Origin of the sequence: Mitsuaria sp. CC2, from assembly GCF_048957715.1 — a bacterium.
Taxonomy (GTDB): Bacteria; Pseudomonadota; Gammaproteobacteria; order Burkholderiales; family Burkholderiaceae_C; genus Roseateles.
In genome coordinates this window covers 26,633-46,782 of the sequence record NZ_JARVXN010000019.1, presented here as the reverse complement: position 1 = coordinate 46,782, position 20,150 = coordinate 26,633, and the positions used below count along the sequence as shown (strand labels likewise).

At 68.0% G+C, this 20,150-nt stretch carries 22 protein-coding genes; 8 read left to right on the top strand and 14 right to left on the bottom strand.

The genetic code is table 11. From position 1 onward, the window contains the following. The first annotated feature begins 5 nt into the window (after positions 1 to 5). Together argC and PV762_RS14360 are read left to right on the top strand one after the other, a co-directional pair. Positions 6 to 971, top strand: a complete 966-nt coding sequence (gene argC / locus PV762_RS14365) for an N-acetyl-gamma-glutamyl-phosphate reductase (protein WP_421035699.1) — start codon at positions 6 to 8, stop codon at positions 969 to 971. Further along, positions 971 to 1,420 carry a GNAT family N-acetyltransferase gene (locus PV762_RS14360; protein ID WP_421035698.1) on the top strand — a complete coding sequence of 150 codons (450 nt, stop codon included), beginning with the start codon at positions 971 to 973 and terminating at the stop codon, positions 1,418 to 1,420. Before argC ends, PV762_RS14360 begins: the two co-directional genes overlap by 1 nt. Before the next feature lie 25 nt (positions 1,421 to 1,445). On the opposite strand, the gene PV762_RS14355 is transcribed toward PV762_RS14360, so the two are convergent. Genes PV762_RS14355 through mnmG form a run of 4 tightly spaced genes read right to left on the bottom strand, consistent with a single transcriptional unit; the run spans position 1,446 to position 5,736 of the window. Then, on the bottom strand, positions 1,446 to 2,273 hold the full coding sequence (locus PV762_RS14355; RefSeq protein ID WP_421035697.1) for a GNAT family N-acetyltransferase: 828 nt from the start codon (positions 2,271 to 2,273) through the stop codon (positions 1,446 to 1,448). Continuing rightward, the gene (locus PV762_RS14350) at positions 2,270 to 3,043 is read right to left on the bottom strand and encodes a ParA family protein (protein WP_421035696.1); all 774 of its coding nucleotides are present in this window, start codon (positions 3,041 to 3,043) and stop codon (positions 2,270 to 2,272) included. The genes PV762_RS14355 and PV762_RS14350 overlap by 4 nt, the downstream gene beginning before the upstream one ends. A 37-nt stretch (positions 3,044 to 3,080) precedes the next feature. After that, positions 3,081 to 3,749, bottom strand: coding sequence for a 16S rRNA (guanine(527)-N(7))-methyltransferase RsmG (gene rsmG / locus PV762_RS14345; RefSeq protein WP_421035695.1), 669 nt, complete (start codon positions 3,747 to 3,749; stop codon positions 3,081 to 3,083). A gap of 22 nt (positions 3,750 to 3,771) precedes the next feature. Next, a complete protein-coding gene (mnmG, locus tag PV762_RS14340; protein WP_421035694.1) occupies positions 3,772 to 5,736 on the bottom strand; it encodes a tRNA uridine-5-carboxymethylaminomethyl(34) synthesis enzyme MnmG in 1,965 nt (654 codons plus the stop codon). A 211-nt stretch (positions 5,737 to 5,947) separates the two neighbouring features. On the opposite strand from mnmG, the gene PV762_RS14335 reads away from it, so the two are divergent. Both PV762_RS14335 and PV762_RS14330 read left to right on the top strand, forming a co-directional pair. Continuing rightward, positions 5,948 to 6,250: a YkgJ family cysteine cluster protein gene (locus tag PV762_RS14335; protein WP_421035693.1), complete on the top strand. Its 303-nt coding sequence runs from the start codon at positions 5,948 to 5,950 to the stop codon at positions 6,248 to 6,250. A gap of 73 nt (positions 6,251 to 6,323) precedes the next feature. After that, positions 6,324 to 7,328: a Bug family tripartite tricarboxylate transporter substrate binding protein gene (locus tag PV762_RS14330; protein ID WP_421035692.1), complete on the top strand. Its 1,005-nt coding sequence runs from the start codon at positions 6,324 to 6,326 to the stop codon at positions 7,326 to 7,328. A 38-nt stretch (positions 7,329 to 7,366) separates the two neighbouring features. On the opposite strand, the gene PV762_RS14325 is transcribed toward PV762_RS14330, so the two are convergent. The 4 genes from PV762_RS14325 to PV762_RS14310 form a co-directional block, all read right to left on the bottom strand. After that, entirely contained in the window at positions 7,367 to 9,478 is a 2,112-nt protein-coding gene (locus PV762_RS14325; RefSeq protein WP_421035691.1) for a peptidase domain-containing ABC transporter, read from the bottom strand. 49 nt (positions 9,479 to 9,527) lie between these two features. Then, positions 9,528 to 10,772: an HlyD family secretion protein gene (locus PV762_RS14320; protein WP_421035690.1), complete on the bottom strand. Its 1,245-nt coding sequence runs from the start codon at positions 10,770 to 10,772 to the stop codon at positions 9,528 to 9,530. A gap of 53 nt (positions 10,773 to 10,825) precedes the next feature. Then, positions 10,826 to 11,011 (bottom strand): hypothetical protein, encoded by a 186-nt coding sequence (locus PV762_RS14315; protein ID WP_421035689.1) that lies wholly within the window; start codon positions 11,009 to 11,011, stop codon positions 10,826 to 10,828. Between the two features lie 125 nt (positions 11,012 to 11,136). Then, the gene (locus PV762_RS14310; protein WP_421035688.1) at positions 11,137 to 11,850 is read right to left on the bottom strand and encodes a helix-turn-helix transcriptional regulator; all 714 of its coding nucleotides are present in this window, start codon (positions 11,848 to 11,850) and stop codon (positions 11,137 to 11,139) included. 358 nt (positions 11,851 to 12,208) lie between these two features. Between PV762_RS14310 and PV762_RS14305 the strand changes: the two genes are divergently transcribed. Next, the gene (locus PV762_RS14305) at positions 12,209 to 12,454 is read left to right on the top strand and encodes a hypothetical protein (RefSeq protein WP_421035687.1); all 246 of its coding nucleotides are present in this window, start codon (positions 12,209 to 12,211) and stop codon (positions 12,452 to 12,454) included. Between the two features lie 30 nt (positions 12,455 to 12,484). On the opposite strand, the gene PV762_RS14300 is transcribed toward PV762_RS14305, so the two are convergent. The 4 genes from PV762_RS14300 to PV762_RS14285 all read right to left on the bottom strand — a co-directional run bounded on the left by PV762_RS14300 (position 12,485) and on the right by PV762_RS14285 (position 16,583). After that, positions 12,485 to 13,663 carry an ABC transporter permease gene (locus PV762_RS14300; RefSeq protein WP_421035686.1) on the bottom strand — a complete coding sequence of 393 codons (1,179 nt, stop codon included), beginning with the start codon at positions 13,661 to 13,663 and terminating at the stop codon, positions 12,485 to 12,487. Then, positions 13,660 to 14,469 (bottom strand): ATP-binding cassette domain-containing protein, encoded by an 810-nt coding sequence (locus PV762_RS14295; protein WP_421035685.1) that lies wholly within the window; start codon positions 14,467 to 14,469, stop codon positions 13,660 to 13,662. The genes PV762_RS14300 and PV762_RS14295 overlap by 4 nt, the downstream gene beginning before the upstream one ends. Continuing rightward, on the bottom strand, positions 14,466 to 16,037 hold the full coding sequence (locus PV762_RS14290) for an alpha/beta hydrolase (RefSeq protein WP_421035684.1): 1,572 nt from the start codon (positions 16,035 to 16,037) through the stop codon (positions 14,466 to 14,468). Before PV762_RS14290 ends, PV762_RS14295 begins: the two co-directional genes overlap by 4 nt. A gap of 66 nt (positions 16,038 to 16,103) precedes the next feature. Beyond that, positions 16,104 to 16,583 (bottom strand): MaoC family dehydratase, encoded by a 480-nt coding sequence (locus PV762_RS14285; RefSeq protein WP_421035683.1) that lies wholly within the window; start codon positions 16,581 to 16,583, stop codon positions 16,104 to 16,106. A gap of 74 nt (positions 16,584 to 16,657) precedes the next feature. Between PV762_RS14285 and gstA the strand changes: the two genes are divergently transcribed. After that, on the top strand, positions 16,658 to 17,266 hold the full coding sequence (gene gstA, locus PV762_RS14280) for a glutathione transferase GstA (RefSeq protein WP_421035682.1): 609 nt from the start codon (positions 16,658 to 16,660) through the stop codon (positions 17,264 to 17,266). Between the two features lie 15 nt (positions 17,267 to 17,281). On the opposite strand, the gene PV762_RS14275 is transcribed toward gstA, so the two are convergent. Further along, positions 17,282 to 18,874 (bottom strand): thioredoxin family protein, encoded by a 1,593-nt coding sequence (locus PV762_RS14275; protein ID WP_421035681.1) that lies wholly within the window; start codon positions 18,872 to 18,874, stop codon positions 17,282 to 17,284. Positions 18,875 to 19,205: 331 nt separating this feature from the next. Between PV762_RS14275 and PV762_RS14270 the strand changes: the two genes are divergently transcribed. Both PV762_RS14270 and PV762_RS14265 read left to right on the top strand, forming a co-directional pair. Further along, complete coding sequence (locus tag PV762_RS14270; RefSeq protein ID WP_421035680.1) at positions 19,206 to 19,430, top strand: hypothetical protein; 225 nt, start codon at positions 19,206 to 19,208, stop codon at positions 19,428 to 19,430. Positions 19,431 to 19,433: 3 nt separating this feature from the next. Continuing rightward, positions 19,434 to 19,559, top strand: coding sequence for a hypothetical protein (locus tag PV762_RS14265; RefSeq protein WP_421035679.1), 126 nt, complete (start codon positions 19,434 to 19,436; stop codon positions 19,557 to 19,559). Positions 19,560 to 19,598: 39 nt separating this feature from the next. Here PV762_RS14265 and PV762_RS14260 read toward each other — a convergent pair whose 3' ends face one another. Continuing rightward, a complete protein-coding gene (locus tag PV762_RS14260; protein ID WP_421035678.1) occupies positions 19,599 to 20,114 on the bottom strand; it encodes a GFA family protein in 516 nt (171 codons plus the stop codon). Positions 20,115 to 20,150: the final 36 nt, after the last annotated feature.

Below are 20,150 nucleotides of genomic sequence, written 5' to 3'. Positions count from 1 at the left end.
CGGCGATGAAGTACGCGGTGTATGTCGACGGGCAGGAAGGCACGACCGGCCTGCGCATCAATGAATATCTGGCGCAGCGCGCCGACATCGAGGTGCTGCGCATCGATGCCGACAAGCGCAAGGATGCCGCCGAGCGCGCCCGCCTGTTGAATGCCGCCGATGTCGCCTTCCTGTGCCTGCCCGACGCCGCCTCGAAGGAGGCCGCGGCCATGGTGACCAACCCCAAGACCTGCCTGATCGATGCGAGCACCGCGCATCGCACGGCGCCGGGTTGGGCTTTCGGCCTGCCCGAACTGGCCAAGGGGCAACGCGCCGCCATCCGTGACTCGAAGCGCATCGCCAACCCCGGATGCCACGCCAGCGCCTTCATCCTGGCGATGCGTCCGCTGGTCGATGCCGGCCTGCTGCCGGCCGACGCGCTGGTGACGGCGACGTCGATCACCGGGTATTCGGGCGGCGGCAAGTCGATGATCGCGGAGTACGAGGCGGGTGGGAATCCGAAGCTGATCGCGCCGCGTCCGTATGCGCTGGGCCTGGCCCACAAGCATCTCCCGGAAATGATGGCCCACACCGGACTGAAGGCCGCGCCGGTGTTCATGCCCATCGTCTCCAACTTCTACAAGGGCCTGGCGGTCACGGTGCCGCTGCACCTGAGCCAGCTGCGTCCCGGCACGACGCCGCAGCAGGTTCGCGACGCGCTGGCCGCGCACTACGAAGGCGAGCGCTTCATCCACGTGAAACCGCTGCGCGACGCGGACACGCTGGCCGTCGGTTTCTTCGACGTGCAGGCCTGCAACGACACGAACAACGTCGACCTGTTCGTCTTCGGCAGCGAGCAGCAGATCCTCGTGATGGCCCGTCTGGACAACCTCGGCAAGGGCGCGAGCGGCGCCGCGGTGCAGAGCATGAACGTGCACCTGGGCGTGGACGAGTCGCTGGGCCTGACCGGTCCGGACGTCAACGACATCTGATGACGGCATCGACGGGCGGCGGAGGCCGGGACTGGCGTCGGGATGACGCCGTTCCCTTGCGCGACCTGGACGCTCTCCGCGACGGCGTCATCCGATACGGACGCCAGCAGACGCAAGGCAGCGACGCCGAGGACATCGCCGTGGCGCTGTACGACGGCGGCGAACTGATCGCCGGCGCCTCCGGACGGACCGAGTTCCAACGCCTCTACGTCAACTACCTGTGGGTCCACGCGGATCATCGCGGGCAGGGTCTAGGCGGCGACTGTCTTCGTCAGCTTGAAGCGATGGCTCTGAAGCGGGGTTGCGTCGATGCGCTCATCGAGACACTGCTGGACGAGACCGCCGAGATGTACGAGCACCTCGGCTACGCCTGCATCAGCCATGTGCACGACTTCGTGCCGGGCTTCACCCGCCACACGCTCCTGAAAGTCTGGCAGGCGCGGGACTAGCCTGTGTCTCCGGCGCTCGGGGGGGTCAAGCCCAGGCGCGCGGGTCGTCGCTGCGGTAGTGGTAGCGATAGGCTTGCAGGAAGCCCAGGCGGGCGTACAGCCGCTGCGCGGCGGCGTTGTCGGCTCCCACCTGCAGATAGGCACTGCGCGCTCCCTGGCGACGCGCCTCGGCCAGCAGCGCGGCGCACAGCTTGAAGCCGTGCCCCCGACCTCGCTGGTCCTCGGGCGTGAAGATGTCGAAGAGACCTGCCATGCCGCCAGCCGGTGCATCGGCCAACGCACCCAGGGATGCGCCATTCGGATCCGTATCGATGGCCACCTGGCCGCAAGCGAGCAGCATGCCGCCCTGAGTCATCTGGAACGCTTGATGCGGGACGCTGGCCTGTTCGAGTCGGCGGGCGTGGCCCTCGATCTCTTCAGTGCTCGATCCGCGCAGCTCACCGATCAATCGGGCGTAGGCGGACGGCGATAGCGGCTCGATGCCGTCGGCGTCGTCAAAAGCCTCCAGCGAGGGCAGCACCATCACATCGGCGGGATCGAAGGAGGTCCAGCCTCTGGAGGCAAGCTGGTCGTCGAGGTCGATCGGTTGGCTGAAGGGCGTGAGGCGGAGGATCAGCGGCAAGCCGGCCTGCTCGAAGCTGCCGCGGCAGCGGCGAAGGATGTCATCGAGGGGGAGGGTGCCGCCCGCCAGCGCATTGACGCATCGTGAGCGCTTGGCCTTGCCGGGAGACAGCCGGAGCAACCAGCCGTCGACCTGGGCTTCACGTGGGGCGGACGCCGCGTTCAAGCCGGCCAGTTCGGCACGGCGGGCGAGGGCGTCCAACTCGGGCGACACGCTCGTCCATTCGCTCAACGCAGGACGCCGACGCGCTTCACCATTTCCTTGGCGAAATCAATGAAGGCGTGGGCACCCTTGGAGCTGCCGTCGAAGACGACCCCGGGCAGACCGTAGCTGGGCGCTTCCGCGAGACGGACGTTGCGCGGGATGACAGTGTCGAACACCTTCTCGCCGAAGTGCGCCTTCAGCTGTTCGCTGACCTGCTGCTGCAGGGTGATGCGAGGATCAAACATGACGCGCAGCAGGCCGATGATCTGCAGGTCGGGATTCAGGTTCGCGTGGATCTGCTTGATCGTGTTGACGAGGTCGGTCAAGCCTTCGAGCGCAAAGTACTCGCACTGCATCGGGACGACCACCCCGTGGGCCGAGCACAGGCCGTTCAGCGTCAACATCGACAGTGAGGGCGGGCAGTCGATCAGGATGAAGTCGTAATCCTGTGCCGCGTCAGCCAATGCCGTCTTGAGGCGTTGTTCCCGGCGTTCCAGTTCAACCAGTTCGACCTCGGCGCCGGCCAGTTCACGATTGGCGCCCAATACGTCGTAGCCCGCCTTCTCGCTGCGCTGGCGCGCTTCGGCGATCGTGGTCGACTCCAGCAGGACGTCATAAACCGTGAGCGGCAAGGCGCGCTTGTCGATGCCTGAACCCATTGTGGCGTTGCCCTGAGGATCAAGGTCGACCACCAGCACACGCTGCCCGATCTTGGCCAGTCCGGCAGCCAGATTCACGGTGGTGGTCGTCTTGCCGACGCCGCCTTTTTGGTTCGCAACGCAAAAGATCTTGGCCATGAAGGGTCGGGTAGCAGGGCTCTCGGAGGGGCGGAGCTTAACCGATGGCGGCTGTCGGCCGGATCCAAAGCAGGCACCGCTGAGCATCCAGCCCCGGCACTTGCAGCTGTTCCACGTGGAACACGGACAGATCCGGTGCGCGTTTGGCGAGTTCCGCGATTTCCTCCGAGGGGTGTTGACCCTTCATCGCCGCCCACACGGCCCCCGGCTTCAGGTGCATGCCGGTCCATTCGGTGAAGTCGGCGAGCGAGGCAAACGCCCGCGACGTGATCACGTCGAACGGGGCCGTCTTGAGCTGTTCAACACGAGAGTGTTCCGCATGCAGGTTGGGCAGACCGACTTCGGCAGCGACCTGGGCGATGAAGAACGCCTTCTTGCCGACGGTATCCACGCAGGTCACGTCGATCGACGGATCGCAGATGGCGATAACCACCCCCGGCAGGCCTCCGCCGCTGCCGACGTCCATCAGCCGTAGCGGTTGGCCGGCGGCATGGCGACGGAGTGGCGGCATCAGACTGAGGCTGTCCACGAGATGCTGCGTGAGCATCGCTTCAGGATCGCGAACCGCCGTCAGGTTGTAGACCTTGTTCCACTTCGACAGCAACCCGAGGTAGGCGATCAGCCGGTCGAGCTGTTCATCAGTGAGGCCGAGCGCGAGCGTTTCGGCGGCAGCGGCGAGGCGGGGACGGAGGTCGGGATCAGTCATCGATGAGCGGAAGGGGGTGAACTCAGGCGGCGGTCGAGTCGACGGCGGCTTGATCGGTGAAGCCCTTGAAGCGGCCTTTGCGCAGGTGGATCAGCAGCAGCGAGATCGTCGCCGGGGTGATGCCGGAGATCCGTGAGGCCTGTCCCAGTGTCTCCGGGCGATGCTTGCCGAGCTTCTGGCGAGCCTCGAAGGAGAGTGCGGTGACCAGGCCGTAGTCGAGATCGTCGGGCAGCTTCAGGTGCTCGAAGTTCGATGCGCGGGCCACGTCCTCCTGCTGCTTGCTGATGTAGCCCGCGTACTTGACGCCCACTTCGAGCTGTTCGATCACGGCGGCCGCGAGGTCGCTGCCCAGCGATTCGGTCAGGGCGGCGCGCGTGACCCCGGACGCCGGTCGGGCGATGGACGCCACTTCGGAGATGGTGTCGAAGGTGACGCCGGGACGACGCAGCAGGTCGATCAGGTTGTATTCGCGCTCAAGGGCTTTGCCCACGAGGCGCTCTGCATCGGCCGCCGGGAGGATGTTCGGATTCACCCAAGTCGACTTGAGCTTCTCTGTTTCACGTGAAACAGCATCACGCTTCCGGTTGAATGCCTCCCAGCGTGCGTCGCCAACCAAGCCCAATTGGCGACCGGCCTCGGTCAGTCGCATGTCGGCGTTGTCCTCGCGAAGCTGCAGGCGGAACTCGGCCCGGCTCGTGAACATGCGATAGGGCTCGGTCACACCCTTGGTGATGAGGTCGTCGACCAGCACGCCCAGGTATGCCTGGTCGCGGCTCGGCAGCCAGACGTCCTTGCCCTGGACCTGGAGCGCCGCATTCAGGCCGGCGAACAGGCCTTGGGCCGCCGCCTCTTCATAGCCGGTGGTGCCGTTGATCTGGCCCGCGAAGAACAGGCCGCCGATGGCGCGCGTCTCGAAGCTGGACTTCAGCTCGCGAGGGTCGAAGTAGTCGTACTCGATCGCATAACCGGGGCGCAGGATGTGCGCGTTCTCCAGGCCGGGAATCGACCGGACAGCGGCCAGCTGGACGTCGAAGGGCAGGGAGGTCGAGATCCCGTTCGGATAGAACTCATGGGTCGTCAGACCCTCGGGCTCCAGGAAGATCTGGTGCGAGTTCTTGTCGGCGAAGCGGTTGACCTTGTCTTCGATGGACGGGCAATAGCGCGGGCCGACGCCTTCGATGACGCCGGTGAACATCGGGCTGCGGTCGAAGCCGGAACGGATGATCTCGTGCGTGCGCTCGTTGGTGTGGGTGATCCAGCAGGGCAGCTGTCGCGGGTGTTGCGCGGCGTTCCCCATGAAGCTGAAGACGGGCACCGGATCCAGGTCGCCCGGCTGCTCCGCACACCGGGAGAAATCGATGGTGCGGCCGTCCAGGCGCGGCGGGGTACCGGTCTTCAGGCGGCCCTGCGGCAGCTTGAGTTCCTTGAGGCGGCCCGACAGCGAGACCGCAGGCGGGTCGCCGGCACGACCGGCGGCGTAGTTCTCGAGGCCGATGTGGATCTTGCCGTCGAGGAAGGTGCCGGCCGTCAGCACGACGGCGCGGGCGCGGAAGCGCAGACCCGATTGCGTGACGGCGCCCACGACGCGATCGCCTTCCACCATCAGGTCGTCCACGGCCTGCTGGAACAGCATCAGGTTGGGCTGGTTCTCGAGCCGTTGCCGGATGGCCGCCTTGTAGAGGATGCGATCCGCCTGGGCGCGGGTGGCGCGGACGGCGGGCCCCTTGGAGCCGTTGAGGATGCGGAACTGGATGCCGCCCTCATCGGTCGCCGCGGCCATTGCACCGCCGAGCGCGTCCACTTCCTTGACCAGATGACCCTTGCCGATCCCGCCGATCGACGGGTTGCAGCTCATCTGGCCGAGCGTCTCGATGTTGTGGGTCAGCAGCAGCGTGCTGACGCCCATGCGGGCGGCCGCCAGCGCGGCTTCGGTGCCGGCATGGCCGCCGCCGACCACGATCACGTCGAACTCTTTGGGATAAAGCATGGCAAGGCGTCCAGCGGAATCGGCGATCGGGTGGGATCGAGGCCATCGCGACGCGCGCAGGGTGCGGAATCAGGCGATGGGCAGCCGGCTGGCGTTCAGATGAGGGAAGGGCGTGATTTTACGCGGGCCTGTGGATAAGTCACTGCCTCAGGGGCATGCCGGGCGGACCTTGTTGGCGGCGCCCGCGGACGGCGGCGACAATCCGCCTCCCATGAATTGCCGTCCCTCCTGCGCCGCCTGCTGCATCGCCCCCTCGATCAGCAGCCCCATCCCCGGCATGCCCGACGGCAAGCCGGCCGGGGTGCGCTGCATCCAGCTCGACCAGGCGCTGCGCTGCAAGATCTTCGGACGACCGGAGCGGCCTGCCGTGTGCGGCTCTCTGCCTCCGTCAGAAGACATGTGCGGGGACTCCCGGGAGCAGGCGATGCGCTGGCTCGGCTGGATGGAGGAGCAGACGATGCCGACGTCCGATCCGGGCGGCTTCGACGGCGTCTTCCAGTCGCCCACGAACTGAGGCGTCGTCAGCGCATTGACAGCGCGGCCCACGTAGAGTCGGAGTTTCCAGAAGAACTGATCGGAGACTCCGCATGATGCCCACCGACGAGGACCGCCGCCGCTTCCTCCTGCAGTCCGCCGCGCTCGGCGCCGCGGGTGCCGCCGCCTTCGGCACGTCGCTCCCCGCGCTCGCGCAATCGACCTGGCCGTCGCGCAACGTGCGCTTCGTCGTGCCGTTCGCGCCCGGGGGCAGCAGCGAGATCGTTGCCCGCGCCACCGCCGCCGAGCTCAGCAAAACCCTGGGACAGTCGGTCTATGTCGACAACAAGCCGGGCGGCGGCGGCAACATCGCGATGGGCGAGGTCGCCCGCGCGGAAGACCAGCACACGCTGATCCTCGGCCACATCGGGACGCTGGCGGTGAACCCGTACATCTACGACAAGCTGCCGTACGACCCGAATCGCGACTTCAAGCCCATCACCTTGCTGGCGAAGGTGCCCAGCCTCTACGTCGTCCATCCCGACGTGCCGGCGCGCAACCTCAAGGAGTGGGTGGCGCTCGTGCGCAAGAACCCGGGCAAGTTCAGCTATGGCTCCGCGGGCAACGGCAGCGCGGGGCACCTGGCGATGGAATACCTGAAGATGGTCGCCGACCTTTTCATCCTGCATGTGCCGTATCGCGGCACCGGTCCGCAGCTGACGGACCTGCTGGCGGGGCGCCTCGAGGCGGCCTCGGTCGGCGCACCGGCCATCATGCAGTTCATCAAGGCCGGCAAGCTGCGCTGCATCGCGACGGGCTCGAAGGAACGCCTGCCGCAACTGCCGGACGTGCCCACCGTCGCGGAGCAGGGCTATCCCGGCTTCGAGATGACGCAGTGGTACGGCCTGTGCGCGCCGGCCAACCTGGCCCCAGCCAATGTGGACAAGCTGGCTGTCGAATCGGTGAAGGCGATCCGCTCGGCCTCGGCCCGGGAACGCTTGAGCCATGACGCCGCCGAAGCCGTGGGTAACACGCCGGCGCAGTTCACCGCCTTCATTGCGCAGGAGCAGCAGCGCTGGAAGCAGGTCGTGGCGCGCGCCAAGATCAAGCCTGACTGATCCGTCCGGGCGAGCGCGCAGGGCCCGCCAAGGGGGCCTCAACGGTGCTGGACCGATCGCAGGTCCTGCACCACGCGCCCGCCCTGCAGGCTGACGACGCGCTGCGCCGCCGCGATGGTTTCCGGGCGGTGCGCGATGACGATCCGCGTCAGCGGGAGTTGGCGCAGGCTCGCATTGACGAGCCGCTCGCGTTCCACGTCGAGCGCGCTGGTCGCCTCGTCCAGGAAAAGGAAGCTCGGCCGCTTGTACAGCGCGCGCGCCAGCAGGATGCGCTGGCGCTGCCCGCCCGAGAGGCTGGAGCCCATGTCGCCGATGAGCGTCTGCAGACGCATGGGCATGGCCTCGATGTCCTCGAGCACACAGGCCAGACGCGCGCACTCGCGGACCCAGTCCGGATCGACGTCCAGGTCGAAGAAGCTGATGTTGTCGGCGATGCTGCCGGCGAAGAGCTGGTCGTCCTGCATCACCGTGCCGATGCGCTCGCGCCAGGCGTTGGCGCCCAGCTGCGGCAGGGCGACGCCGCCGATGCGGATCTCGCCGTGCTGCGGCGCATGGATCCCGAGCATCAGCTTCATCAGCGTCGTCTTGCCGCAGCCCGACGGACCGACGATCGCCACCGACTCGCCCGGCTCGATGCGCAGCGAGCAGCCGGCGATGACCTCGGGCTCGCCGTCGGCGTATCGGAAGCGCAGGCCGTCGAGCTCCAGCGCCGCGTCGGGCGGTACGGCTCGGCCAGGGGCGTCGAACTCCGCCTCGGGCGCGGTCAGGACGATGTCGGCCAGCCGCTCGCCCTGCAGGCGGAGCATCTTCAGCGCGACCACCTTGTCGATCAGCCCCGCGATGCGTTGGCTGAACTGGTCCTTGTAGGCAAGGAACGCGAACAGCATGCCCACCGACAGCGCGTTGTCCAGCACCAGCATCGCGCCCATCGCGACGATGACCACGCGCTCCAGGCCGAACAACAGCTTGTTGCCCTGCGTCATGCCCAGCTCGAGCTTGCGGCCCGTCAGCGACGCGTTCATCTGCTCGACGACGAGGTTGGCGAAGCGCGCGCCGCGGTCCGCCTGCGCGTTGAAGAGCTTGATCGCCTGCGCGCCGCGCAGCGATTCCAGGAAGTGGGTGTTCTGCCTCGCCTCGTGGGTCAACGCCTCTTCCTGCGCGTCGCGCAGCGGTCGGAAGCAGGCCCAGCGCAGCAGCGCATACCCTGCCACGGCGGCCAGCGCGACCGTCGTCAGACTGCCGCTGTAGAGCACCATCATCGCCAGCGTCAGCAGCACCATCAGACCGTCGAGGATGGCTTCGATGAAGCTGCCCGTGAGCGTCTTCTGGATCTCCTGCACGCTGGAGAACCGCGACCAGATGTCGCCGAGATGCCGTTTCTCGAACCATGCGAGCGGCAGCCGCAGCAGGTGTGAGAAGACGTTGGAGAGCCATTGCAGGTTCAGCGACGCGGACAGGATCATCACCGCCCAGGATCGCAGCAGACCGACGCCCACCTGCAGCAGCACGAGCAGCGCGAAGCCGATGCCCAGCGTCACCAGCAGGTCGCGGTCGGCGCTGACGATGACGCCGTCGACCGTCCACTGCAGCAGGAAGGGCGCCAGCAGCCCGAGCAGCTCCAGCCCCAGCGCGAGGGCCAGGACTTGCGCGATCGAGCGCTTCAGCCCCGTCACATGTCCGAGCAGCTGACGCCATTTCGGAGCTGGCGCGGGCGCCTTGCGGGCGAAGTCCATCCCTGGTCGCAGCTCGAGGGCGACGCCGGTGAAGTGCTTGGAGACCTCGTCCAGCGCGAGCCGGCGTTCGCCATGCGCCGGATCGAGGATCACCGCCCGATCGCCGTCGACGCGCTCCAGCACGACGAAGTGGTTGAAGTCCCAGTGCAGGATGCAGGGCGTCTGCAGCTTGTGCAGCGTATGCGGCTCGGCGCGCAGCGCGCGGGCGGTGAGCCCGAGCTGCGCGCCCATGCGCACCAGGTCGGCCATCGTCAGGCCCTTGAGCGAGACCGCGAACCGGTCGCGCAGCTCGCCGAGCGTCCAGCGCTGCCCATGGGCGCCTGCCACCATGGCCAGGCAGGCAAGGCCGCATTCGGCGGCCTCCGTCTGCAGGATGACGGGTCGGCGACGACGCCAGCCGAGGTTCAACCGGGACACTGCTCCGGCCGACGGGGCGCTCGCGGCGGGAGCGCCGGAAGAAGGGGCGTCAGACACGGCGTACGAGGCTCAGCAGCGGTTCGAAGATCCATTCGATCAGGCGGCGCCGCTCAAGCAGCACGTCGGCTTCGAGCAGCATACCGGGGCTGAGCGTCTGGTCCTGGCCGTAAGCCTCGACCGATTGGCGCTGCAGTTGCACCGTGATGCGATACATCGGCTCGCCCTGTGCCATCGCGGCGGGCAGACCGAGTTGCGCGAGTTCCGCTGCCTGCAGCGGTGTGCGCGAGACCTGCAGCACCTCGCCCTGCTGCTGGCCGAATTTCTGGTACGGGAACGCCTGATAGCGCAGCAGCACCGCCTGATGCGGCCGCAGGAACCCGACGGCACTGGACGGGGCGTAGAGATGTGCCTGCAGCGCCGTATGCGCGGGGAGCAGGGCGGCGAGCTGGGTACCGGCCTGCACGACCTGTCCGGGCTCGGCGAGCACCGTGCTCATCTGTCCGTCGCTGGGGGCGCGCAGCACGAGGCGGCGGCGCGCTTCGTTCTCCACGCCCTGCGCCTGCAGCGCGGCGATGTCCCGGGCGAGTTCCCCCTGCTGGACCTGCGCCTTCAAGGGGATCGCCTGAAGCTCAGCTTGCAAGCCCAACGCCTCCCGCTGCAGGTTCTCGCGCTCTCGCGCCAGTGCCTGCCGTTGGGCCTGCAAGCCAAGCAACTCCTCCCGCTTGGTCTGGACCTGGGCGCTCGAGACGAACTGGTCTTTCGCCAGCGACTCGAGCCGTCCCAGGCTCTGCTGCGCCAGCGCTTCGCGCTGGGCATGCAGCTGCAGCTCGGCATCAGCCTGCTGCAGTGTGGATGCGAGCGTGGCGATCCGCGCTTTCAGCGACGCCGCCTGGCTCTGCGCAAGTTCCCGCTGCTGTGCCTGCGCCGCGCCCAGCGATGACTCTCGATCCTTCAAGGTCCGTGACAGGCCGTCGCCGGTCGGGTTGGCGCTGTCGAGCGACAACACGAACAGCACGTCGCCTTCGCGCACCTGCTGCCCATCCTGGACGGGTCGTGCCAAGACCGTGGCGCTCTGCGGCACGCTCAGCCGCATGACCCCCCGCTCCGGCACCAGCAGTCCGTTCACGCGGGCCTTGCGGGTGTATTCGGTACTGAACAGGAAGGTCCCGACGGCGATCACGCCGCCCAGCGCCAGGATGCTCAGCCATTTCAACGTGGTCGGCCGATGCAATTGCACCGATCCCAGCCAGGCCTGCTGCTGCGAGGCTTGCGCCTCAGCGCGGAACAGCGCCACCACGATTTGCTACGCCTTGTTGCGAACCTGACGGTTCGCAGCGTTGAAGCGGCTTACCAGGTGCCCTTCGGCGCGGGTTCGACTTCCGCGGAGGACACGTCGACGAGGACCGATTGGCCCACCAGCCAGGTGCCCTTGGGAGCGCCGCCGCCGACATGCACGAGAGATTGCAGGTCCAACTCGACCAGACCTTCTTCGACTTGCGTGTTGACAGCGACGTTTTGCGGTTGGGCTTGCATGAGAGGCTCCAGATTCGGTGACGTGCCCAGGAAAGTGTTGAGCACGGAACGGATTGAAGCAGCGCGCAGACGCCCGCATAACTGTCAGCTCTTACAGTGTTTACAAGCTGGCGCCGAAGGCAGCATCAGCGAATCAGGCCGAGCCGCAAGGCCTTGAGCACCGCCTGGTGCTTGTTCGAACACGCCAGCTTGTGCATTGCGTTGTTGATGTGCAGCACGGCGGTACGTTCGGTGATGCTGAGGATGGCGCCGACTTCCCAGGCGGTCTTGCCTTCCATCGTCCAATGCAGGCATTCGAGTTCGCGCGGCGTGAGGCGCGGCGATTCGGTGACCTTCTCTTCGGGCAGCAGCACGCGAAGCGCCGTGTCCACCGCGTGCACGGCGAACAGCTGCAGATCCGCGACCATGCGCGTCAATTGACCCGAGTCGCTCGGCAGCGGCTGGTCGCGATCGACGCCGAGCACGAAATGCCGGCCCTCCGGCAAGTGCAGCGCCAGGCAGATGCCCGTGCTGTAGCCGAATTGCGCCTGCGATTCCCAGATGTCGCTCGCGCCGTGGCGCGCGTAGGTCTGGCGGTCCCACACGATCGGCATGCTGTTGCGCTTACAGTGCTGCATCACCGGATCGCGGCGGCCGAATTCCGGCGCGTGCATCACCTCCGCATAACCGTCGGGACAGTTGTCGATGGTGATGAACTCGGTCTCCGCCAGCGTGTGGTCGACGACCGTGATGGCCGAGACCGTCTGGAAGTCCAGCTTTTGCGCGAAGCGGATCACCTCACTGCGAAATTCATCGCGTGAGCGCGCTTCCAGGACTGATTGATAACCGCCTTGCAGCATTGATCGCTCCGGCCCGTGGCCGGCCTAGTGGGCCTCTTCGGTCGCTGAGGCGGACCTGCTCGCCTGTCTGTGATCCGCCACGCGCCCGCATGGGCCGCATAGGTCACGTGACGCATTCACGCCCCTGACAGGGTTTACAGCTGGCGAGTCGACCGCTTCGTGACCACACTTCTGGTCAAGGGGAGAAGCAGCAACCGCCGATCCGCAATAGCCAAACCAAACAATTCTGACAATGACACCAGCTTGGATTGTGTACGCGTGGCCGCGAATATTGTGTGATGTGCAGCGTTTGCCCCGCTTACAGTTCGCGCATTTGAGCACGCGCGTGTTGGTGACGGGAGACGAGGATCACCCGGCCATGGGGCAAACCCTGTGGAGCGGCGAATCCGAGTTCGGTGCGGCCGGCGTGGCGTGGGACTGGGTCCGCATGCCTTACGGTCTCGTGTCGATGGTCGATCCGATGGCGCTCGTGACCAACATGCAGTTCCTGAACTGCGAGGGCGAGGTGCTCGCGCCGATCGAATCGGCCATCCAGCTCAACGGCATCGTGCACATGCTGCCGTGGCAGGAGCAGGTCCAACTGGCGCTCGCCACGCGCCACTGAAGCCGTCAACGCCGCGGCCCCATCGCCCGCTCATCGCGCCACCGCCGCGCGCATCGAGCGGGCCACCAGCGCCAGCCCGCCGAACGTGAGCGCGGCGCCGACGATCACTGTCGGCATCACCTTGGCGAAGGTCAGCGGCTCGCCCTTGAGCACCTGCATCATGAGCTGGTTCTGACCCAGCCCCGGCACCCACAGGTGCCAGGAGGCCTCGCCGCCCGGATTGACGATCGCCACCATCGGCGTCAGCGCGATCGCGGTGATGACGAGCGTCGTGCTGGCCTGCGCTTCCTTGAAGGTCTTGGTGCGGATCGCCAGCGCCATCAGCACCGCGGAGAGCCCTGCGCCGAGCGGGATCTGCAGCAGCAGGAAGCGCAGCGCCTCGCCCCATCCGAACTGGAACATCGCCGCCAGCGCGTCGCTGCGCATCAGCCACTGGCCGGGCAGGAAGCTGAGGTTGGAGAGCACCGCCACCAGCAGCCCCGCCATCAGGACGGCAGCCCACTTGCCCGCGACGATGGCCGAATGCGGCGCCGGATTGACCAGCAAGGGCTCGAGCGAACCGCGCTCGCGCTCGCCGGCGGTGCTGTCGAGCGCCGCGGTCAGCGCGCCGTAGAGCACGGCCATCATGATGAACATCGGCAGCATCTGCGTGAGCCGCGTCGAGCGCGCCTGCATGCTGGCCAGATCGCGTTCCTGGACGTCGATCGGACGCAGCTGCTGCGCGCCGATGCCGCGCATCGCCAGCGTCAGCGTCGCGCGCTCGGTGCTGAAGCCCTGCAGCAGTCGGCCGAGCGCCCCGACGCCGGCTTCGGCGCGCTGGTTCGCGCTGTCGCTGACGATCTCGACCGTCGCCGGTTCGCCCCCGGCCAGCAGCGTCTCGAAGTCCGCCGGCACGACCAGTACCGGGTCGGCAAGTTTCGAGTCGCGCAGCCGCTTCTCGTAGTCGGCGGGCGCGGCCTTGATCGTGTAGGTCTGGCGTTCGATGTAGTTGCGCAGGGTCGGCGCGTGCTCGATGCCCGCCACGAGCACCTCGCGCTGCTCCGCGCGCTCCTGCAGCGAGGCTGCCAGGCCCGACATGAGGACCAGCATCAGCGGCCCCATCAGGATCGACGGGATGAGCAGGCGCAGCAGCGTGCGGCGGTCGCGGAGCGCGTCGACGATCTCCTTGGCGAAGACCGTGCGGAAGGCTTTGAAGAACGGACCGTTCATGCGGACTCCAGGCGCGCGGGCGCGGCTTCAGGGAAGGCGAGGTCGACGAAGGCGTCCTCGAAACGCTGGCGACCCGTCTGCGCGAGCAGGCCGTCGACGGTGCCCGTCGCGACCGAGCGTCCGTGGGACATGACCACCACCTGGTCGCAGAGCTGTTCCACCTCCTGCATGATGTGGCTGGAGAAGACGATGCATTTGCCGCCGCCTTCGGGGGAGCGCAGATGGCGCAGCACCTCGCGCAGCGCGCGCGTGGCGACGACATCCAGGCCGTTGGTGGGCTCGTCCAGCACGATGTTGGCCGGGTCGTGGACGAGCGCGCGGGCCAGCGCGGTCTTCATCCGCTCTCCCTGGCTGAAGCCTTCGGCGCGGCGATCGAGGACGGCCCGCAGGTCCAGCAGCTCGGCGAGCGACTCCGCCCGCGCCTGCGCCTCATCCATCGGCATGTCCTGCAGTCGCGCGAAGTAGACGATGTTCTCGCGCGCCGTGAGCCGCGGGTACAGGCCATGCGCGTCGCCGAGGATCCCCATGCGCGCCAGCGCCGCGCGGGGCTGCCTGAGCACGTCGATGCCGTCGACCTCGATGCTGCCCTGGTCGGGTGGGAAGAGGCCGGCGAGCATCCGCAGCGAGGTGGTCTTCCCCGCGCCGTTGGGGCCGAGCAGTCCGGTGATGCGGCCGTTGGGCGCGGCCAGGCTCAGATGCTCGACGGCGACGACCGTGCGGGCCTGACCCTTCTTGCCGAACAGGGAGCTCAGCGAGCCGCCTCCGCGCGTCTGGAAGGCCTTGTGGAGCGCATGCAGGCGGATCATCGGGCGGACTCCCGGGCGGCGGAGGCGGCGGCCGCCATGGCCGCCGGCGTGGGGGGAAGGAATGCGGGCGGACGGGGGACGCCCTTGGCGCAACTCGCGTCCACCTGGAGCGCATCGGCGTCGCGCGGCGCGTCGATGAAGCGGAACAGCACGTCGCGCAGGCAGGGCAGTGTCAGCGCGACGCCGTGACCGGCTGCCCCGACCACGACGTGACGGGCCTGGTCGCCCAGCGCGACCTTGACGCGCTGCCCGTGCCGCTCCGGCGTGGCGGGATCGTTGCCGCCGCTGGTGAGCAGGACCGGGGCCTTCGCCGGGGGCATCGTGTAGAACGCCGGCGGCACCTCGCCGCGCGGCCAGGCGCTGCAGACACGGGCGTAGAGATCGCGGTCCAGCGTGCCGAAGTCTGGCGAGGGCGTCTCGGTCGACGCCGCGATGCGCGGCGCGTCCTCGGCGCAGACGACGGAGAAGTGCATGCCTTCGAAGATCCGCATCGCGCGCGAGCCGCCGCCCAACTGGCTGGCCAGACCGGCCAGCGCGTCGAAGCGTCCCGACGACGCCTCATGCAGCGCGGCCGGCAGCGCTGCGGCCACGCTGGGCGCATACAGCGGAGGTCGGACCAGACCGAGCAGTCCTTCCCGGGTCAGCGTGGCGTCTTCCGGACGGCCCGTCAGCGGATGCGTGAACGAGACCTTGCGCGGCAGGCTCTTGAGCAGGGCGTGCCATTCGGACTGGAGACCCGGGAAACGCGCGGCGCAGGCCGCATCGGCGGCACAGGCGGCGAACACGGCGTCCAGCGCACGCTGCGAATCCTGAGAGAACGTCACCGGCAGCACCATGTCGGGCGGCGCGACGCCGTCGATGACGCTGCGTCGCACGCGATCGGGGAACTGCCGCTGATATTCAAGCGCCGCGCGCGTGCCGTAAGACGCGCCGACGAGGTTCCAGCGCTCGACCCGGAGCGCAGCGCGGACGGCGTCCATGTCCTGCATGGCGATCGTCGTCGTGAAGAAGCGCAGGTCGCCGTACGGCAACTGTTTCAGCGCGTCGCGACACTGTTCCAGCAGCCGGACCTTGGCGCCTGGCTTGAGCAGTTCGTCGAGGCTGCGGCTGTCATTGTCCGGGCAGGCCAGCGGCGCCGAGCGTCCCGTGCCTCGTTGATCGATGAACACCAGGTCGCGGCGATAGTTCAAGCGGGACAGCCGCGGCATCACGCTGGCCGTCAGGGCGATGGCGCTCTGCCCGGGACCGCCGGCAAGCAGCAGGACCGGGTCCGGAAGCTTGTTGCGCGCCAGCGCGGGCACCACGACGTAGCGCACGTCGATGCGGACGCCGCCGGGTCGGTCGGGATCCAGTGGACGTTGGATGCTGCCGCACAACACCTCGGTGGGGACGCCCTCCACGCGGCACGGCTGCAGCGGCTGCGGCGACACCTCGGTCCCGGCCCAGGCGCCGCCGGAGAACGCGGTCGTCACGGCCAACACCGCGAACGCGGCGGCCGTCGCCATCGGGGGCCGGGCGCGGAACGGCCGGGCTCGGGGGGCAGGGCTTGCCCCGGGACGCATCGTCATCAACTCGCTCCTCCATCGTGCCCGGCGATTATGGCGAGCGGGAGGCGCGAGGCGGGGTGCCTTCGGTCAGCTTCCGGAACTGCTTTCCCTGCGACCGAACATCCCCCAACCCGCCATGGTCATGACCTGTTCGTCCTTCTGGTTGAAGACTTCCCAACTCGAACGCACCAGGCCGATCGTCGGACGGCTGCGGCTGGCCTTGGTCTCCTGCACGGTCATGCGCACGCGCAGCGTGTCGCCGGGACGCACGGGCTTGAGCCAGCGCAGGTTGTCGATGCCCGGCGACCCCTGGCTGGTGGAGTCCAGCAGGTAGGCGTCGCACATCATGCGCATGACCAGCGCGCAGGTCTGCCAGCCGCTGATCGACAGCCCGCCCAGGACCGAGGCTTCGGCGGCGGCTTCGTCGAGGTGCAGCGGCTGCGGATCGTAGGCGGCCGCGAAGGCGAGACCTTCCTCGCGATCGACCAGGCGCGAGCCGAACTCTCGCACCTGGCCGACGGTGAAATCCTCGAACGCATAGGTCTTGGCGGGGGAAGCAGTGCTCATGGAGAGGACCTTTGGACGCGATGTCGATCGGCCGACTGTACGAGTACGATCGATGCCCCTGAAGGAGACCCCCCATGAAGCTCTACTACAGCCCCGGCGCCTGCTCGCTGTCGCCCCACATCGTCCTGCGCGAGGCCGGCCTGGCCTTCGAACCGGTCCTGGCCAGCACCAAGACCCACAAGCTGCAGGACGGCACAGACTACTACGGCATCAATCCGAAGGGCTACGTGCCGCTGCTGGAACTCGACGACGGCCAGCGCCTGAGCGAAGGCCCGGCGATCATCCAGTACATCGCCGACCAGGCGCCGGACAAGCAGCTTGCGCCGGCCAACGGCACGATGGAGCGCTACCGCCTGCAGGAGTGGCTCAACTTCATCACCACCGAGCTGCACAAGACCTTCAGCCCGTTGTTCAACCCGGCGATCTCCGACGACGCCAAGGGCGTCTTCCGGACCAAGCTGCACGAACGCTTCAAGTGGGTCGACGGGCAACTGGCCGGCAAGCAGTTCCTGATGGGCGACCAGTTCTCGGTCGCCGACGCCTACCTGTTCACCGTGTCGAACTGGGGCCAGCGCGTCGGCGTCGACCTGTCCGCCTACCCGGAGCTGGTCGCCTACCGCGGCCGGATCGCCGCGCGACCGGCGGTCCAGGAAGCGATGAAGGCCGAAGGGCTGGTCAAGTAAGGCGAAGGAAGGGCCTCAGCCCTTCTTCTTGAGCAGCGACTCGCAGGCGCCCTTGTCGCCGGCTTCCTGCTTGGCGCAGACGCCGTCCAGCTGAGTGCGCAGACGACCGAGGGCGGCGTCATGCTGCCCGCCCGCGTTCCACGCAACCAGCTGGCTGCCGACCTTCTGCAGCGAACGCGCGCTGCGTTCGTAGAACGCGCCCTTGTCCTTCTCCGCCTCGGCCAGCAGCTGCGCCGCGGCCTTCTCGATGCGGGCCGAATCCTGGGGCGCCAGCTCGACCAGCGCGCTCAGGTAGTTCGAGCCCCATTGCAGGCGGGTGGCGGGACCTTCGCTCTTGTTGAAGGCCTCCTCATACCAGCGCAGCGCCTCCTCCTTCTTGCCCTGCTTGCGGGCGTTGCTGCCCAGCGAGCTCATCAGGTAGTACGGGCTGTGGCTCTTGACGATGCTGGCCTTGAGCAACGCGTCGCTGTCGCTCCACAGGCCGGCGCGACCGAGCAGGTAGGCCGCCGACGTGATCACCGCCTGGCGTTCATAGCCGTCGGTGACTTCCTTGTCGACCTTGGCCGCGTGCGCCTTGACCTCGGCCAGCAGCGGGGCGGGCAGCTTGGGCGCGATGTCGTCCTTCTTCTGGTCCAGACGCGCCAGCTCGACACGCGCCAGCAGCGACTGCAGCCGATCGGCGCGCGACAGCGAGGCGTCGGCCTCGAAGCGCTTCAGCGCCACGTCGAACTTCGCGACCAGCGCCTGGCGGTCGGCGCCGGCCGCGGGGGCGAGCGCGCGCACGATGTCGTCGCCGTTGTTGCTGATCACGTCCATCTGCGCGCGGGCGGCGGCGGGGTCGGCCAGCACCTGCTCGACACGACCGCGCAGGGTGGCGTCAGCCTTCAGCGCGCCGCCGCCTTCGGTCGCGGCCAGCGCCTTCAGCCACAGGCGGGTGGTGGTCTCGTCGTCGATGCCCTGGCTGGCGGCGGCGAGCCTGGCCAGCAGCGCCGGACGCTGCGCTGCCGGGACCAGCTGCTGTTCATCGGTTTCCCAGGAGTAGAACCCGAGCAGCTTCCATTCGTTGGCGGACAGCTTCCTGCCGGCTTGCGCGTCGGCCAGCACGGTCTTCACCGGACGCCCGCCCGCGAGGCCCAGCTGCAGCACGCGAAGCACCTGCGGCGCATCGACCTCGCCGGGCAGTCGGGTGAGTTCCTGGCCGTCGTTGCTGAACAGGATCATCGTCGGGTAGCCGCGCACCTTGAACCGCGCACCCAGGCGCTGGGCGCCGGGGTTGTCGCCGTCGATGTGGACCGCGACGAAGGCGCGCGACTGCTCGATGAAGTCGGCGCGGTTGAACAGCGTCGCCTTGAGCTGGTTGCAAGGCGGGCACCACTTGGCACCCCAGTACAGCAGCACCGGCTTCTTCTCGCCGCGCGCCTGGGTGAAGGCGCGTTCGATGTCGGCATCGCCGGAGGCCTCCTGCCACGACACCGAGGCCGAGGCGCTGGCGGCCATCGCCGACGGCGCCCAGATGGGCAACGCACCGATGATGCACAACGCAGCAGCCAGGACGGAGAGCCGCGCCGCCGAGCGCAGGCGGAGAGCTGTCGAGGTGTGAGAAGTCATGGCGTAACGCGCGGCCTCGTAAGCCGGTGGGTGTCGAAGGATTTCGGCATTGTGGCGCCGGGCCGCAGACATCGATATTCGGGACGCTTCTAAGCTTAGGTCCTCGTTGACGCGCACTCAGGCGCCGTCATGGCTTCAACTCAAGCGTGCGCTGCCGCCTCGCAGGCCGTTCCTACCCATCATGAATCTTCCTGGCCTTGGTGCCTACACGTCCTATTTGCCTTCCGGCGAGCGAGCGCCCGACCCCGACCTGGGCAGGTTGCGGGAACAGGCGCAGCGTCATGCCGAGAACGTCCCTGTGATCGAGCAAATGCTGGACACAGAGCGGCGAATGAGCTGCGTGAAGGCGGGGCTGACGATGGAGCAGGCACAGGACCTGGTGCAGGCCAACTGGCAGTTGGAACGCGCGTGGGAACTGCTGCGTGAGGACGCCGCCCGCTTCAAGCTGCCCGTGTTCTGGTATGCGATCGGTCAGGCCCTGGAGGCGACAGCGATGCCGCGAGGGAGCCAGGATCCGGATCTGACGGCGGAGCGCGCGACCAGGGACCATCCATAGGCCATGTCCCGTGCCGATGCGGCGCAGGAAGCCGCGCTGATCCTGGGGCACGAGTTGGCCGGCGTGGCCCCGGTCAGCCCGCGATTGCGTCGGTTCGTGCAGCGCATCCTCGATCCGGCGGAGCCGTGACGCAGGCCCGCCAGCCGTGGCGTCAGGGCTGGAATTCGGTCAGCCGGCCGGGGCCGGAGGACGGTTTGCGCGCAGCAATGCGCCGCGAGCCAGACTCTCCGGTGACCAGTGCTGGCGCGCGTCGTAGTACTCCGGCATGGCGACCGCCTCCGGCGGCAACTGGACCCAGGGCTGCTTTGACGCCGTGAAGATGTGGATGTCCGGCGGCAGGCGGTCCGGATCGTCGAGCGTGCCGACGCGCACGAACCGCATGGCGTCGCCACCGCCGGCGTAGTTGCTCCAGACGGCGATCGCGCAGTTCGGGCAACGCCAGATCTTCTGGCCCTTGCCGCTCTCGCTGGGATTCATGAAGGGAACGGGCTCGCCGGCGAGCAGCTCGACCCGGTCGGCCTCGATCATCGCGTTGAGCGCGAAGGCCGCGCCGCTCGCGCGCTGGCACCAGCGGCAGTGGCAGCAATGGACGATCAGCGGGCGGCTGGTCATCCGGTAGCGGACCTGGCGGCAGTCGCAGCCGCCTTCGAAGGTGTCCTGGGTGTTCTGAGCGCTGTCGGTCATGGAACGCCTCCTGATGCGAGCGCGCAGGATAGCGAC